This window comes from Streptomyces sp. NPDC057854, from assembly GCF_042797055.1.
In the GTDB taxonomy this organism is placed as follows: Bacteria; Actinomycetota; Actinomycetes; order Streptomycetales; family Streptomycetaceae; genus Streptomyces.
In genome coordinates this window covers 19,447-33,715 of record NZ_JBHVMF010000041.1, presented here as the reverse complement: position 1 = coordinate 33,715, position 14,269 = coordinate 19,447, and the positions used below count along the sequence as shown (strand labels likewise).

12 protein-coding genes are annotated in these 14,269 nt (G+C 76.8%); 7 read left to right on the top strand and 5 right to left on the bottom strand.

All coding sequences use genetic code 11. The features are described from left to right. Positions 1-118: 118 nt before the first annotated feature. Entirely contained in the window at positions 119-2,938 is a 2,820-nt protein-coding gene (locus ACFVQZ_RS35615) for a DEAD/DEAH box helicase (RefSeq protein WP_383629020.1), read from the bottom strand. 483 nt (positions 2,939-3,421) lie between these two features. Here ACFVQZ_RS35615 and ACFVQZ_RS35610 point away from each other — a divergent pair, with 483 nt between their 5' ends. Continuing rightward, a complete protein-coding gene (locus tag ACFVQZ_RS35610; RefSeq protein ID WP_036415516.1) occupies positions 3,422-4,174 on the top strand; it encodes a ferritin-like fold-containing protein in 753 nt (250 codons plus the stop codon). Positions 4,175-4,257: 83 nt separating this feature from the next. On the opposite strand, the gene ACFVQZ_RS35605 is transcribed toward ACFVQZ_RS35610, so the two are convergent. The 4 genes from ACFVQZ_RS35605 to ACFVQZ_RS35590 form a co-directional block, all read right to left on the bottom strand. Continuing rightward, positions 4,258-4,533, bottom strand: a complete 276-nt coding sequence (locus ACFVQZ_RS35605; RefSeq protein WP_030495982.1) for a hypothetical protein — start codon at positions 4,531-4,533, stop codon at positions 4,258-4,260. A 351-nt stretch (positions 4,534-4,884) separates the two neighbouring features. Further along, positions 4,885-5,112, bottom strand: coding sequence for a DUF3107 domain-containing protein (locus ACFVQZ_RS35600; protein WP_030495981.1), 228 nt, complete (start codon positions 5,110-5,112; stop codon positions 4,885-4,887). A gap of 149 nt (positions 5,113-5,261) precedes the next feature. Continuing rightward, entirely contained in the window at positions 5,262-5,921 is a 660-nt protein-coding gene (locus ACFVQZ_RS35595) for a TetR/AcrR family transcriptional regulator (RefSeq protein ID WP_030495980.1), read from the bottom strand. A gap of 311 nt (positions 5,922-6,232) precedes the next feature. After that, complete coding sequence (locus ACFVQZ_RS35590; protein ID WP_030495979.1) at positions 6,233-6,448, bottom strand: hypothetical protein; 216 nt, start codon at positions 6,446-6,448, stop codon at positions 6,233-6,235. A gap of 177 nt (positions 6,449-6,625) precedes the next feature. Here ACFVQZ_RS35590 and ACFVQZ_RS35585 point away from each other — a divergent pair, with 177 nt between their 5' ends. The 6 genes from ACFVQZ_RS35585 to ACFVQZ_RS35560 all read left to right on the top strand — a co-directional run bounded on the left by ACFVQZ_RS35585 (position 6,626) and on the right by ACFVQZ_RS35560 (position 14,251). After that, complete coding sequence (locus ACFVQZ_RS35585; RefSeq protein ID WP_383629017.1) at positions 6,626-7,606, top strand: alpha/beta fold hydrolase; 981 nt, start codon at positions 6,626-6,628, stop codon at positions 7,604-7,606. Positions 7,607-7,613: 7 nt separating this feature from the next. After that, positions 7,614-8,945 (top strand): DUF3152 domain-containing protein, encoded by a 1,332-nt coding sequence (locus tag ACFVQZ_RS35580; protein ID WP_383629015.1) that lies wholly within the window; start codon positions 7,614-7,616, stop codon positions 8,943-8,945. A gap of 277 nt (positions 8,946-9,222) precedes the next feature. After that, entirely contained in the window at positions 9,223-10,872 is a 1,650-nt protein-coding gene (locus ACFVQZ_RS35575) for a glycosyltransferase (protein ID WP_383629013.1), read from the top strand. A gap of 13 nt (positions 10,873-10,885) precedes the next feature. Then, positions 10,886-12,412, top strand: coding sequence for a hypothetical protein (locus ACFVQZ_RS35570; RefSeq protein ID WP_383629011.1), 1,527 nt, complete (start codon positions 10,886-10,888; stop codon positions 12,410-12,412). A 130-nt stretch (positions 12,413-12,542) separates the two neighbouring features. Next, positions 12,543-13,514 carry an NAD-dependent epimerase/dehydratase family protein gene (locus tag ACFVQZ_RS35565; protein WP_030498036.1) on the top strand — a complete coding sequence of 324 codons (972 nt, stop codon included), beginning with the start codon at positions 12,543-12,545 and terminating at the stop codon, positions 13,512-13,514. Further along, the gene (locus ACFVQZ_RS35560) at positions 13,502-14,251 is read left to right on the top strand and encodes a spherulation-specific family 4 protein (protein ID WP_383629009.1); all 750 of its coding nucleotides are present in this window, start codon (positions 13,502-13,504) and stop codon (positions 14,249-14,251) included. Before ACFVQZ_RS35565 ends, ACFVQZ_RS35560 begins: the two co-directional genes overlap by 13 nt. Positions 14,252-14,269 lie beyond the last annotated feature (18 nt).

The window sequence follows — 14,269 nt, the reverse complement described above, 5'->3', positions numbered from 1 at the left end:
GTCCTGACCGTTGCCGGCCCCCCACCCCCCCCCCGCCCATGTTCTGCGCCCCCCCGCGGCCCCCCCCCCCCCGGGGGGGGCCGGGCCGCCGTCACGCCCGGTGGTCCGGGCGGGTGCCTTACGCCTCCGGCTCGGTGGCGGCGGCCTTCCGGGCGACCCGCTTGCGCGGGGCCTTCGGCGCCTCCTCGGCCGGGGCCTCGGCGGCCTTCTTCACCGTGCGCCGACGGGTCGTCGTCGCCTTCTGCGGCTCCGACGCGTCCGGCGCCACGGCGGCGGCCGTCTTCTTGGCGGCGGCGCGCTTGCGCGGGGCCTTCGGGGCCTCTTCGGCGGCCGGGGCCGTGGTGACCTCGGCGGTCGCGGTGGCCTCGGCCGTCTTCTTCGCGGTGGTCCGCTTGCGGGGGGCCTTGGGGGCCTCCTCGGCGGTGACCGTCTTCTTTGCGGCGGTCCGCTTGCGCGGGGCCTTCGGGGCCTCCTCGGCGGCCGGGGTCGCGGTGACCTCGGCGGTCTCGGCGGTCGCGGTGGCCTCGGCCGTCTTCTTCGCGGCGGTCCGCTTGCGAGGGGCCTTGGGGGCCTCCTCGGCGGTCGCCGTCTTCTTGGCGGCGGCGCGCTTGCGCGGGGCCTTCGAGGCCTCCTCGGCCGGGGCCTCGGCCGGAGCCGGGGCCTCGGTGACGGGCGCCGGGATGACCACGACGGCCTCGGTGGCCGTCACCGGGCTGGACGCCTTGCGGACCACGCGGCGGCGCGAGCGCGGGGCCGGCTCCTCGACGACCGGGGCCGCGGGGGCCTCGGCGACCACCGGAGCGGCCTCGATCACGGCACCCGGCGTGGTCGCCGGGCGGGTCGCCCGGCGCCGGGCGCGCGGCGGCGCGGCCACGGCCTGCGCCGGCACGGCGGCCGGAGCGGCCTCGGCCGGGGCGGCCTGGACGGGCTGGGCGGGAGCGGCCTGGACCGGAGCGGCCTGGACCGGAGCGGCCGGGGCCGTACGGGTCTCGGCCTTGCGGGCGGCCGGGCGCTGCTCCGCCGACTGGGCGGGCACCGGAGCCGACTGCTTGCGCGCGGCGGCCAGCGCGGCGGCGGCGGTCTCGACCGTCTGGAAGGTCACCGTCTCCTCGACGCGCGGGCGGACGCGGCGCTTGCGCGGCGCGAACGCCGGAGCGGGAGCGGCGGCCGGGGCGACGGGCGCCGGGGCGGCCGACTCCGTACGCCCACCGCGGCCACGGCGGCGGCGCGGGGCCGACGGCTCCTCGGCCGGGCTCTCGACGGGCGCGGCGGCGGCCGGGGCCTCGACGGGTGCGGGGGCCGGGGCGGCCTCGACCGCCGGCGTCCCGGCGGCCGCCTGCGCCGTCTCCGTACGACCGCCACGACGGCGGCGGCGCGGGGCGGCGGTCTCCTCGGCGGGGACCTCGGCAGGAACGGCCTCGGGGACGACGACCTCGGCAGGGACGGCCTCGGCGGGCGCGGCGGCCCGCGCGGGCTCCTCGGCGGGGGCCGGGGTCACCGGGGCGGCGCCGGCGACCGGGATGCCACCGCCGACCGGACCGGTGCCGCGGGTGCGGCGGCGGCGCGGACGACGCGGGCCCTCCACGGCCTCCGGGGCCTCGGCGGTCTCCGGCGCGGCGGTCGCCCGCGGCGCCGCGGCCTCGGCCTCGGCACCGCCGCGGGTGCGGCGGCGCTGGCGCGGGGTGCGGGCCGGGCGCTCCTCGGCGGCCGGCGCCTCGGCGCGGCCACCGCGGCCCCGGCGGCCGCCGGGCTCGCCCAGGTCCTCCAGCTCCTCCGCGGCGAGACCCGCGCGGGTCCGCTCGGAGCGCGGCAGGATGCCCTTGGTGCCCTCGGGGATGTCGAGATCGGTGTAGAGGTGCGGGGAGCTGGAGTACGTCTCCACCGGGTCGGCGAAGTCCAGCTCCAGCGCCTTGTTGATGAGCTGCCAGCGCGGGATGTCGTCCCAGTCGACGAGCGTGATCGCCGTACCGGTGTTGCCCGCGCGGCCGGTGCGGCCGGTGCGGTGCAGGTACGTCTTCTCGTCCTCGGGGGTCTGGTAGTTGATGACGTGGGTGACGCCGTCGACGTCGATGCCGCGCGCGGCGACGTCGGTGCAGACGAGGACGTCCACCTTGCCGTTGCGGAAGGCGCGCAGCGCCTGCTCGCGGGCGCCCTGGCCGAGGTCGCCGTGGACCGCGCCGGAGGCGAAGCCGCGCCGCTGGAGCTGCTCGGCGATGTCGGCGGCCGTGCGCTTCGTACGGCAGAAGATCATCGCGAGGCCGCGGCCGCGGGCCTGGAGGATGCGCGCGACCATCTCCGGCTTGTCCATGTTGTGCGCGCGGTAGACGTGCTGCGTGATGTTCGCGTGGGTCACGCCCTCGTCGTCCGGCGAGGTGGCGCGGATGTGGGTGGGCCGCGACATGTAGCGGCGGGCCAGGCCGATGACCGCGCCCGGCATGGTGGCCGAGAAGAGCATGGTCTGGCGGGTCGCCGGAAGCATGTTGATGATCTTCTCGACGTCGGGCAGGAAGCCCAGGTCGAGCATCTCGTCGGCCTCGTCGAGGACGAGGACCTTCACGTGCGACAGGTCGAGCTTGCGCTGGCCGGCCAGGTCGAGCAGGCGGCCGGGGGTGCCGACGACGACGTCGACGCCCTTCTGGAGCGCCTCGACCTGCGGCTCGTAGGCCCGGCCGCCGTAGATGGCGAGGACGCGCACGTTGCGCACCTTGCCGGCGGTGAGGAGGTCGTTGGTGACCTGCTGGCACAGCTCGCGGGTCGGCACGACGACGAGGGCCTGCGGGGCCTCGGTCAGCTGCTCGGGCTTGGCGCGGCCGGCCTCGACGTCGGCGGGGACGGTGACGCGCTCCAGGATCGGCAGGCCGAAACCGAGGGTCTTGCCGGTGCCGGTCTTGGCCTGGCCGATGACGTCGGTGCCGCTGAGGGCGACCGGAAGGGTCATCTCCTGGATGGGGAAGGGGGTGACGATGCCGACGGCTTCCAGTGCCTCGGCGGTCTCGGGAAGGATTCCGAGCTCTCGGAACGTAGTCAGGGTGCTGCCTCTTCTGTGAGACGCGGCGCGAGGCGAACGAAGGGGGTCTTCATCGTGCCGGGCTCTTCCCGCGGGATCCTGGGGAAGATCACCGCCGGGTGGCACGGGACCACTGCCGTCGCTCGAGCGTCGTACCGCTTGAGGGACCCTTCGGCAGGCGCCGGAAGGGCTGTCGGGCCGGAGCCGATCGGGCCACCGACCGGGCATCCTCATTCATGCGTCGGCCCACCGGGTACGTCCGAACGTGCGAAAGCATGTCCGCATACTCGGCAGGCGCATTACCACTGTACCCCGGATTCGCGCATGTGTGTCGGGTGAAATGGCGATGAGGGCACGGTCACACCGGCTGACCGGAACCTTCCGGGGTCCGGAGGGCGGGCTATTGTGCGCTTCATGGAGACGCCTGACAACGCCACGCCCGCCGGTGACACCGAGACCGCCGACACGCCCACCGGCATCGCCGCCGAGGACTGGGCGACGGCTTCCGCGGAGCCGCAGTACCGCGCCGCCGTGATCGACCTCCTCGGCGCCCTCGCCTACGGGGAGCTGGCGGCCTTCGAGCGGCTGGCCGAGGACGCCAAGCTCGCGCCGACCCTGGAGGACAAGGCGGAGCTGGCCAAGATGGCGTCGGCGGAGTTCCACCACTTCGAGCGGCTGCGGGACCGGCTGGCGGCCGTGGACGCGGAGCCGACCGCGGCGATGGAGCCGTTCGCGAAGGCCCTGGACGACTTCCACCGCCAGACCGCCCCGTCGGACTGGCTGGAGGGCCTGGTCAAGGCGTACGTCGGCGACTCGATCGCCAGCGACTTCTACCGCGAGGTGGCGGCCCGGCTCGACTCGGACACCCGCGCGCTGGTGCTGGCGGTGCTCGACGACACCGGGCACGGCAACTTCGCCGTGGAGAAGGTCCGCGCGGCGATCGACGCCGACCCGCGCGTGGGCGGCCGGCTCGCGCTGTGGGCCCGCCGGCTGATGGGCGAGGCGCTGTCGCAGGCCCAGCGGGTGGTGGCCGAGCGGGACGCGCTGTCCACGATGCTCGTCGGCGGGGTCGCGGACGGCTTCGACCTGGCGGAGGTCGGCCGGATGTTCTCCCGGATCACCGAGGCGCACACCAAGCGGATGGCGGCGCTGGGCCTCGCCGCCTGACCCCTCGTACGCGACGGCCGCGCGGCCCGGGACCTCGGTCCGGGCCGCGCGGCCGTTCCGCGTGTGGGGGCGCGCTCAGTACGTCAGTACGTCGCGGGCGATGATCGGCGGATCCGGCGGGCGGCCGGCCGGACGAGCAGCGACAGCAGCACCGCCGCCACCGCGACGGCGCCGGTGAGGGTGGCGAGGAAGTGCCCCGGGCCGAGGGCGCCGTGGGTGACGAGCGCGCCGAACACGGCGCCGAGCCCACCGGTCAGGAGCACGGTCCTCCGGGCGGGGAGACGGTCGGGCAGGCGGTGCGCGACCGCCCAGGCCAGGGCGAGTCCGAGCAGGGCGGAGCCGAGGGCTTCCAGGAACACGGTGGATCACCTCGCGAGGGGTGCGGGGCGGGTGGTGCGGTCAAGGCCCCTCTACCCCGGCCCGCCGGAACGCAACCCTCCCCGCCGGCGCCGAGCACCCCTGCGGGAGCGGCGAAATGGCCAGCGCCCCGCGTCCGCCCGCCGCCCCGGACCCCGGCCCGGCACCACCCGGACGGCCGCACGCCCGCGCGTGCGGGGCCCGGGCACGCGCGGGCCGTACGCGCGCGTGCCGGACCGGATGCGTGCGTGCAGGGCCGTACGCGCGCGTGCCGGTGTGGGCGCGTGCGGACGGGCGCGGACGCGCGGGAGGCCCGGAGGAGATTCCTCCGGGCCTCCCGCGCGAGATGCGGTTCAGAGCGTGCCGAAGCCCACCCGGCGCACCGCGGTCTCGCCCAGCTCCACGTACGCGATCTTGTCGGACGGGACCAGGACCCGGCGGCCCTTCTCGTCCTCGAGGCTGAGCAGCGCCGCCTTGCCCGCCAGCGCGTCGGCGACGGCGCGCTCCACGTCCTCGGCGGACTGCCCGCTCTCCAGAACGATCTCCCGGGGTGCGTGCTGCACGCCGATCTTGACCTCCACGGCTATGTCCCTCCGAACGGTCAGCGTTGCGCGATGAACCCGCGCCGTACGCTGCACACACTAGCCCGGTGAGGGGACGCGCACGGACCGCTCCGGCCACGCCAGGAGCGAACACCCGGCGGGAACAGAAGGGCGGCGGGGCCGGAGGCTCAGTGGCCCTCGGCGCTCAGCTGCCCGTCGACCGCGTGCAGCGGGAAGCCCGCGATGCCGCGCCAGGCGAGCGAGGTGAGCAGCGAGACGGCCTTGTCGCGGGGGATGGGGGACTCGCTGGAGAGCCAGTAGCGGGCGACGACCTGCGAGACGCCGCCGAGGCCCACCGCGAGCAGCATCGACTCGTCCGTGGACAGCCCGGTGTCCTCGGCGATGACCTCGGAGATCGCCTCGGCGCACTGCAGGCTCACCCGGTCCACCCGCTCGCGGACGGCCGGCTCGTTGGTGAGGTCGGACTCGAAGACGAGCCGGAAGGCGCCGCCCTCGTCCTCGACGTAGGCGAAGTAGGCGTCCATGGTGGCCGCGACCCGGAGCTTGTTGTCCGTGGTGGAGGCGAGGGCGGTGCGGACCGACTGGAGCAGGGACTCGCAGTGCTGGTCGAGCAGGGCCAGGTACAGCTCCAGCTTGCCGGGGAAGTGCTGGTAGAGCACCGGCTTGCTGACGCCGGCCCGCTCGGCGATGTCGTCCATGGCCGCGGAGTGGTAGCCCTGGGCGACGAAGACCTCCTGGGCCGCGCCGAGCAGCTGGTTCCGGCGGGCACGGCGCGGCAGCCGCGTACCGCGCGGGCGTGCTGCCTCTGTCTGCTCGATGGCGCTCACGCGGCCTCCCAAGAATTCGATCCATGTGCGCTGTCGCGCCGCGCCGCCATCGTACTTTTGGGTAACCCGGGTGTGCGCGGTGCGAACGCAGAATTTCACGGACCGGACGCCGTGGTCGACAGGCGATTCAAGATTAAACCGAACAAATCAGCGGGAAGTCACCGGTTACTCGCGAGTGTTATTTGCGCCCGGCGCGCACCGGGCCGCCGCGGACGTCCGGGAACCGCCGCTCCGGTGCCGCCCGGCCGCCGCCCGCCACCGGCGGACGGCGGGCCGCACGCGGTCCCCGCAGGTCAGCGCGGGGACACCGGTCAGCGGTAGTCGTCCTCGTCGAGCGCCACGACCCGCGCCTGTTCCGAGACGTCACCCTCGTCCGCCCCGTCGTGGTCGATATCGCTGAGCGGCTCGTCCTCCCTCGGACGCAGTTCCGTGTGCTGCTCGGCAGCGTCGGCCTCCGGGACTTCCTCGTCGAGCACGGCGTCCTCTTCCTCCGGGAACGTTTCCGGCTCGGACGGATCGACAGTCATGCGTTTCCCTCCCGTCCTCCCCGCGCGCGGGCGGGCCGCCCGCGCCGATGGCCTTTCCCCTACGAGCCTAGGAGCCGCCGCGCCCGCCCGCACCCGAACCGCCGCCGACGAGGCGCCACACGCCTTGTGACCGCACCCACACCCGAGCGCGCGTGATCGTCTCGTAATATTGCGGCCATGTCCTCGACCGAGCTGCCGGAAACCCGGACCGCCGACACCGCACCGCCGGCGCCGCGTCCGCGCGCGGTCCGGGTCGCCGACGGCGAGGAGCTCCGCTCCGTCGCGCTCCCCGGCCTCACCATCACCGTGCGCTCCCGGCCCGGCAGCAGCCCCGGCCTGCCGCCCGCGCTGTACGTGCACGGCCTCGGCGGCTCGTCGCAGAACTGGTCCGCCCTGATGCCGCTGCTCGCCGACCTCGTCGACGGCGAGGCCGTCGACCTGCCCGGTTTCGGCGACTCCCCGCCGCCCGACGACGGCAACTACTCGGTGACCGGGCACGCCCGGGCCGTCATCCGGCTGCTCGACGCCGGCGGCCGGGGGCCGGTCCACCTCTTCGGCAACTCCCTGGGCGGCGCCGTCGCCACCCGGGTCGCCGCCGTCCGGCCCGACCTGGTCCGCACCCTGACCCTGGTCTCGCCGGCCCTGCCCGAGCTGCGCGCCCAGCGCAGCGCCTGGCCGACGGCGCTGCTCGCCCTCCCCGGCGTCGCCGCCCTCTTCGCCCGGATCTCCCGCGACTGGACCGCCGAGCAGCGCGTCCGGGGCGTCCTCGCGCTCTGCTACGGGGACCCCGGCCAGGTCACCGACGAGGGACTCCGGCACGCCGTCGAGGAGATGGAGCGCCGGCTGGAACTCCCGTATTTCTGGGACGCCATGGCCAGGTCCTCGCGCGGCATCGTCGACGCCTATACGCTCGGCGGCCAGCACGGCCTGTGGCGGCAGGCGGAGCGGGTGCTCGCGCCTACCCTGCTGATCTACGGCGGCCGTGACCGGCTCGTCTCGTACCGGATGGCCCGCAGGGCCGCCGCGGCCTTCCGTGGCTCGCGGCTGCTGAGCCTGCCCGATGCCGGTCACGTGGCGATGATGGAGTACCCGGAGACGGTCGCCGCGGCCGCGCGGGAGCTGATCGCGGACCACGACGCACGGCACGACGGGAGCTGAACCCGGGGTGGGACGACATAGCCGCAAGGGCCCCGCGCCCTCGACGGGCGACACCGGACGCGCGCCCGCGGGCGAGACCGGGCGCACGCCGGTCGTGGACGCCGGCGCGGGCACGGGCCGGCGCCGCCGGACCCCCGACGGCCCGGAGCCGTACGGCACCACCCGCGGCCACGGCACCTTCCACGCCCCGGGCGACCCGCCCTCCCCGGCCCACGGCACTCCGGCCCACGAGCCCGGCGCGCGGGCGTACGGCGCTCCCGCGCGCGGCGGCGGCGCGTACGACACGCCCGCGCACGGCGTGCCGCACACGCCCGCCCACGGCACTCCGGTACGCGGCGGCCACCCCGGCCATCCCACGGACGAGGAGCCCCGCCGGGCCGCACCCGAGCGGTACGGGCCCGGCAGCGGCGCCGCGCCGCGGATCCCCGGCCCGCGCAGGGCCGCCGCCCCGCCCGCGGGCCCCGGCACGCCGGCCGCCGTCGACGCCGGCGAGGCCGACACGCCCGGGAAGGCCGGCAAGGGCCGCGCCCTCACCGGGATCGCCGCCGCGGCCGTCACCACCTGCCTCGCGATCGTCGTCGCCGGACAGGTCACCGACCGGAAGGACGGCGCCCCGGCCGTCCGCGCCGCCCAGCCGCCCGCCGAGCGCGCCTCCGAGGACTCCGCCTCCCGCTCCGACGAGCGGCCCGCCCCGTCGAGCCCCGCGCCCGCGCCCTCGCCGGTCCGGCAGCAGGCGCCCACGTACGAGCAGCTGATGACCCGCCAGTTCCCGATCGACCCGAAGCTCATGGGCTCCGGCGACTTCGAGGCGGTGCCCGGGCTCGACAAGGCGCCCGGCAAGGGGCAGAAGTACCGCTACCGCGTCGACGTCGAGAAGGGGCTCGGGCTCGACGCCGGACTCTTCGCCCGGGCCGTCCAGCAGACCCTCAACGACAAGCGCAGCTGGGCCGGCCAGGGCGCCATGACCTTCGAGCGGATCTCCAGCGGCGAGCCCGACTTCGTCATCACCCTCGCCAGCCCCGGCACCACCGGCAAGTGGTGCGCCAAGTCCGGCCTCGACACCACGATCGACAACGTCTCCTGCGACTCCGCGTCCACCGAGCGCGTGATGATCAACGCCTTCCGCTGGGCGCAGGGCTCCGAGACCTTCGGCCCGAAGGCGATGCTCGCCTACCGCCAGATGCTCATCAACCACGAGGTCGGGCACAGGCTCGGCCACAACCACGTGACCTGCCGGACCCCCGGCGCCCTGGCGCCCGTGATGCAGCAGCAGACCAAGTCCCTGAAGATCGACGGCATCGCCTGCCGCCCCAACCCCTGGGTGCACCCCGGGAGCTGAGCGCGCCGCCGACGGCCCCCGCCGTCCCGCGCCCGGAGGCCGCCACCCCCGGAGCTTGACGCTCCGTGACCCCGCCGACGCGTACCGCGACCGAACGCGACCGGCGGGGGAAAGTCACGCGCATTCACCCCTTCCGGTGGTGCGATGGACAACCGTCCGTCGCACCCCCGGCCCCAGCGCTTACGTTCTTCCCGCTGCGGGTTCCCGCCGGGGGCGGCAGCGCGCGCCACCGACGGGACCGGTGGGCGCCGTCAAGGAAGACCGGGGGTGTGGACTCGTGCGGATCGGACTGCTCACGGAGGGTGGCATCCCGTGCGCGAGCGGTGACACCGGCGCCTGGTGGCAGCGGCTCGTCCGCGGCCTCGCCCCCCACGAGTTCGACCTGTACGCCGTCGGCGGCCCGCTCCCCGCCCTCCCGCTGCCCCCGCACACCCGGCCCGTCCCCGCCGCCGGCGAGGGCGCGCTCCCCGCCGGCCCGCCCGAGCGCACGGGCCGCCGCGCCCACGGCCGCCGCGACCGGCGCCGCTTCGCCGACGCCTTCCACGCCCTCGCGGCCGGCCTCACCGCCGAACGGACCACCGCGGACGGCGGCGACCCCGCCGCCTCCTTCGCCGCCGGCCTCGGCGCCCTCGCCGACCTCGCCCGCGACAGCGGCGGACTGCCCGCCGCGCTCCGCTCCGACGAGGCCGTCCGCCTCCTGGAGGACGCCTGCCGCGCCCCCGGCGCCCGCCGCGCCGCCGCCGCGGCCGGCCTCCACGACCACCTCGCCTTCACCGACCACCTGGAGCGGGCCCTGCGCCCCCTCTCCCTCGACTGGTACGACGAGACCACGCTCGGCGCCGCCGACCTCTGCCACGCCACCGCCGGCGGGCCCGTCGCCCTCCCCGGCCTGCTGGCCAAACGCTTCTTCGGCACCCCGCTCCTCGTCACCGAGTACGGCGTCGGGCTGCGCTCCCACTACCTCGACGCGGGCGCCGGCGACCGCTCCACCGCCCTGCGCGCCCTGCTCGCCTCCCTCCACGGCCGCCTCGCCGGCGAGACGTACCGCCAGGCCGCCCTCCTCACCCCCGGCAACGCCCACGCCCGCCGCTGGCAGGAGAAACTGGGCGCCGACCGGGACCGCGTCCGCACCGTCCACCCCGGCATGCCCGCCGAGCGGTTCGCCGAGGTCGGCGAGGACGAGACGAGCGGCGAACCCGGCACCCTCGTGTGGATCGGCCGCGTCGAACCCGCCAAGGACCTCGTCGCCCTCCTCCACGCCTTCGCCGAACTCCGCGCCCACCGGCCCGACACCCGGCTGCGGATCGTCTCCGTGCCCGCCGACGCCGCCGAGGCCGAACCCGGCACCGACCCCTGCGCCTACCTCGCCCAGTGCGCCGCGCTCGCCGCCCAGCTCTTCCCGGACGAGGCCGCCGGCGCGCACGCCGTCGGCGAGAACCCCGTCTCCTTCGAAGAGCTCGGCGGGCCCGAGGCCCCCACGCTGGAGGACGTCTACGCCTCCGCCGCCGTCGTCGTGCTCTCCAGCACCGTCGAGGGCTTCCCCGCCAGCCTCGTCGAGGCCATGTTCTGCGCCCGCGCCACCGTCTCCACCGACGTCGGCGCCGTCGTCGAGATCATCGGCGGCACCGGGCTCGTCGTGCCCCCGCGCAACCCGCGCGCGCTCGCCGACGCCTGCCTCGCGCTGCTGCGCGACCCCGAGCGCCGCCACCGGCTCGGGGCCGCCGCCCGCGCCCGCGCGCTCGAACTCTTCACCGTCGAGCAGAACCTCGCCGCGTTCCGCGGCATCTACCTGGAACTCCTCTCCCACGCGCCGGCCCGCCACCGCGCCGGGTCCGACGTGCCCTTCGCCCACCCCGCCGAGGCGCGACTCGCCGGCGGCTGGGCCCCGCACGCCGTCGCCGCGGGCTCAGGAGCCCCCGATGCCTGAAGGAGGCACCCCCATGCGCGGCTCCGCCGCCCCGACGAGCCCCGGAGCCTGGGACGCCCGCTCCGAGGCACTTCTCGGCGCCCCCGCGGTGGATGCCGACACCGCGCCCCCCGCCATAGCCCCGGGGCCCGCCGGCGCGCTCCCCACCCTGGACCTGCACGCGGACCCCCGGCCCGCCTCCCCGGACCCCATCCCCGGCGCCTCCGCCCTGGACGACCTCCTCTCCGCCTTCGGCCCGCCCCGCCACCCCGCCCCCGACCCGGAACCCGAACCCGCCCCTGGGGAAGAGCCGGAGGAGACGGGGGAGCCGGAGAAGACGGGGGAGTCGGAGGAGCCGGACGCGCCGGAGGCGCCCGAAGCACCGGAAGCTCCAGAGGCACCCGAAGTCCCGGAGGCACCCCCCGCCGCCGACCCGCCGCAGCCGCCGGCCACCGAGGCCACCGCCCCCGGGCCCGGCGCCGCCTGGGGCGCGCCGCCCGCGCCCACAGGTCCCGCGCCCGTCGCCGGGACGCCCCGGCGCTCCGGCGGCGACCCCGTCAAGGTGCTGCTGCGCCGGCACCGGGAGCTGTGCGCCCGCGCCGTCGACCCGCTGGAGATCGCCGCCGGACTCGAAGCGCAGGGCTTCACCGACCGGACCGCCGCCCGCTACCGCCACCGCGACGTCTTCTCGCTCGCCGAGGAGCTGTACGCGCGCGTACCGCGCGGCCACGTGGAACCCGCGCCGGCCGCGCCCGCCGCCGAACCCCGTACCCCCTGGGTCCTCGCCGCGCTCGCCCCCGGCGCCGCCGCCGCGCTGCTGGTGCCCGCGCTGCTCCACCTCGACGGCGCCGCCCGGATCACCGCCGGGACCGCCGGGACGCTCGCGCTCGCCGCCGCGCTCGTCCTCGCCGTCCGGCGCGGACCGCTCCGCGCCCCCGCCCCCGCGCCCGCCGCCCGGCTGTGGACCCTGTGGCTCCTCGCGTACGCCGTCGCCGGCGACGGGCTGCTGGAGCAGGTGCTCCGCGGCGGACCCGACGGGGCCTGGGACCTGCGGCCCGCGCCGCTCCTCGGCCTCGCGCTCGCCGTCGCGCCCGCCGCCTGGTGCGCCCACCTCTTCGCCGGCCGGGCCCGCCGCCGCATCGCCACCAGCCGGGGGCTCGCCGACTTCGCGGCGGGCACGCGCGCGTGGCTGTTCGCCGCCGTCCTCCTCCACCTCGCCGCCCTCACCGTCCTGCTGGCGCTCACCGGCCTCACCGCCGGCGTCCTCGCGCTCGGCGCCCTGCTCCTCCTCGCCCGGCTGCTCACCGTCCACGGACACCCCGAGACGGCCGCCGCCGCCCTCGCCGCCGCCTGCGCCGCCGAAGCCCTCGGCCTCGCGAGCGTGCTGGCCGCCCGGCTCCCCCTCCCCGGCTTCGACGCGCTCGCCGTCCCCGTACGGACCCTCGCCGCCGCCTGGGGACCCGGAGCCCTCCCCGCCCTCGTCTGCGGCGCCGCCGCGCTCGGCCTGCTGGCCCACGCGACCGGCGCCCTCACCCGGGCCTCCGCCCACACCGCCCCCTGACCCCGGGCACCCGCGGAGCCGACGCCGCGGGCGCGCCACCCCCCCTCTCTCTCTCATCACCCGCAAGGAGAAACCAGACCATGACCCCTCCCACCCCAGCACCGGCCGGTCGGCACGAAGGGGCCGCACGATGAGGGTGCTACTGCTCGGAGCCAACGGCTTCATCGGCCGCTTCGTCGCCGACCGGCTGCTCGCCGACCCGGCGGTCCACCTCACGGCCCTCGGCCGCGGCGACGACGCCGACGTCCGCTTCGACCTCGCCACCGGCAGCCCCGGCGCCCTCACCCGCTTCCTCGACGCCGTCCACCCCGGCGTGGTCGTCAACTGCGCGGGCGCCACCCGGGGCGGCGCCCGCGACCTGACCCGGCACAACACCGTCGCCGTCGCCACCGTCTGCGAGGCCCTGCGCCGCAGCGGCTGCGGCGCCCGCCTCGTGCAGGTCGGCTGCGCCTCCGAGTACGGGCCCAGCCAGCCCGGCTCCTCCACCGCCGAGGACGCCGTGCCGCGCCCCGGCGGCCCGTACGGCGTCTCCAAGCTCGCCGCCACCGAACTCGTCCTCGGCTCGGGGCTCGACGCGGTCGTGCTCCGGGTCTTCTCCCCGGTCGGCCCCGGCACCCCCGCCGGCTCGCCGCTCGGGCGGCTCGCCGAGGCGATGCGCCGCGCCCTGCAGGCCGGGGACGGCGAGCTCAAGCTCAGCGGCCTCGGCGTGCAGCGCGACTTCGTGGACGTCCGGGACGTGGCCCGGGCCGTGCACGCCGCCTCCCTCTCCGCCGCCCAGGGCGTCGTCAACATCGGCACCGGCCGGGCCGTCCGGCTCCGGGACGCCGCCGCCGTCCTCGCCCGCGTCGCCGGCTACACCGGCAACCTGCACGAGGTCGACGGCCCGCACGGGGTGCCGCAGCGGCCCGTCATCGGCGCCCCCCGCACCGAGGCGACCATCGCCGAACAGCTGGCCGCCGCCCCGTTCCCGTACCCCGACGGCTGCGGGCCCTGGCAGCAGGCCGACGTCCGCACCGCCCGCGACCGGCTCGGCTGGCGCCCCCGGATCAACCTGGAGGAGTCGCTCGCCGACATCTGGATGGAGGCGGCGTGTCGCATCTGACCGCCACGGGGACCGTCCGGGCGCTCGGCGTGGGCGCCCCCGGCTACGCCCACCCGCTGCTCGCCCCCGTCGAATGGGCCGAACTCACCCGCCCCGGCACCCCGGTCCACTGGGCGGTGCTCAACGTCGCCGACGGCCCCGGCAGCCGCCCCGACCCGCACTGCCTGGAGACCGCCGGCCGGGTGCGGAACGCGGGCGTCCGGGTGCTCGGGCACCTGGACCTGGCGCACGGCTCCCGGCCCTTCGGCGAACTGGTCTCGCAGGCGCAGCGGTACCTCGACTGGTACCGGGTCGGCGGCTTCTATCTGGACCGTTGTCCCACGGACCGGACGGACCTGCCCGGAGTGAGGCGGGTCTCCACCACCCTGTCCGCGCTCCTCGGGGGCGCCGCCCACGTCGTCCTCGGCCACGGCGCCCACCCGTACCCCGGTTACGCGGAGGCGGCGGACCAGCTGGTGACGTTCTCCGGCGCCTGGGCGGACTACCGCTGGTCACAGGTGGCGGAGTGGACGGCCGACTACCCGGAGGGGAAGTTCGCGCACTTCGTCCACGGGGTGCCGCGCACCCATCTCGACGAGGCGCTGCGGATCGCCCGCTGGCAGGGCGCCGGCACGATCTTCTTCACCGACCGCAGCGGGCGGCCCGGCGGAGCGGTGGGACAAAGCACGCCATTCCACTCGCTGCCCGGCTACTGGGACGAAATCGTCTCGCGGATCGGACCGGGTGTCTCGGAATGAGAAGGGGCGTGGCAGTGT

What these genes read in the sequence shown, in the direction of transcription:
- ACFVQZ_RS35615 (WP_383629020.1), bottom strand. Translation starts at nt 2,938, where the DNA reads ATGACCCTTCCGGTCGCCCTCAGCGGCACCGACGTCATCGGCCAGGCC.
- ACFVQZ_RS35610 (WP_036415516.1), top strand. Translation starts at nt 3,422, where the DNA reads ATGGAGACGCCTGACAACGCCACGCCCGCCGGTGACACCGAGACCGCC.
- ACFVQZ_RS35590 (WP_030495979.1), bottom strand. Translation starts at nt 6,448, where the DNA reads ATGACTGTCGATCCGTCCGAGCCGGAAACGTTCCCGGAGGAAGAGGAC.
- ACFVQZ_RS35585 (WP_383629017.1), top strand. Translation starts at nt 6,626, where the DNA reads ATGTCCTCGACCGAGCTGCCGGAAACCCGGACCGCCGACACCGCACCG.
- ACFVQZ_RS35570 (WP_383629011.1), top strand. Translation starts at nt 10,886, where the DNA reads ATGCGCGGCTCCGCCGCCCCGACGAGCCCCGGAGCCTGGGACGCCCGC.
- ACFVQZ_RS35565 (WP_030498036.1), top strand. Translation starts at nt 12,543, where the DNA reads ATGAGGGTGCTACTGCTCGGAGCCAACGGCTTCATCGGCCGCTTCGTC.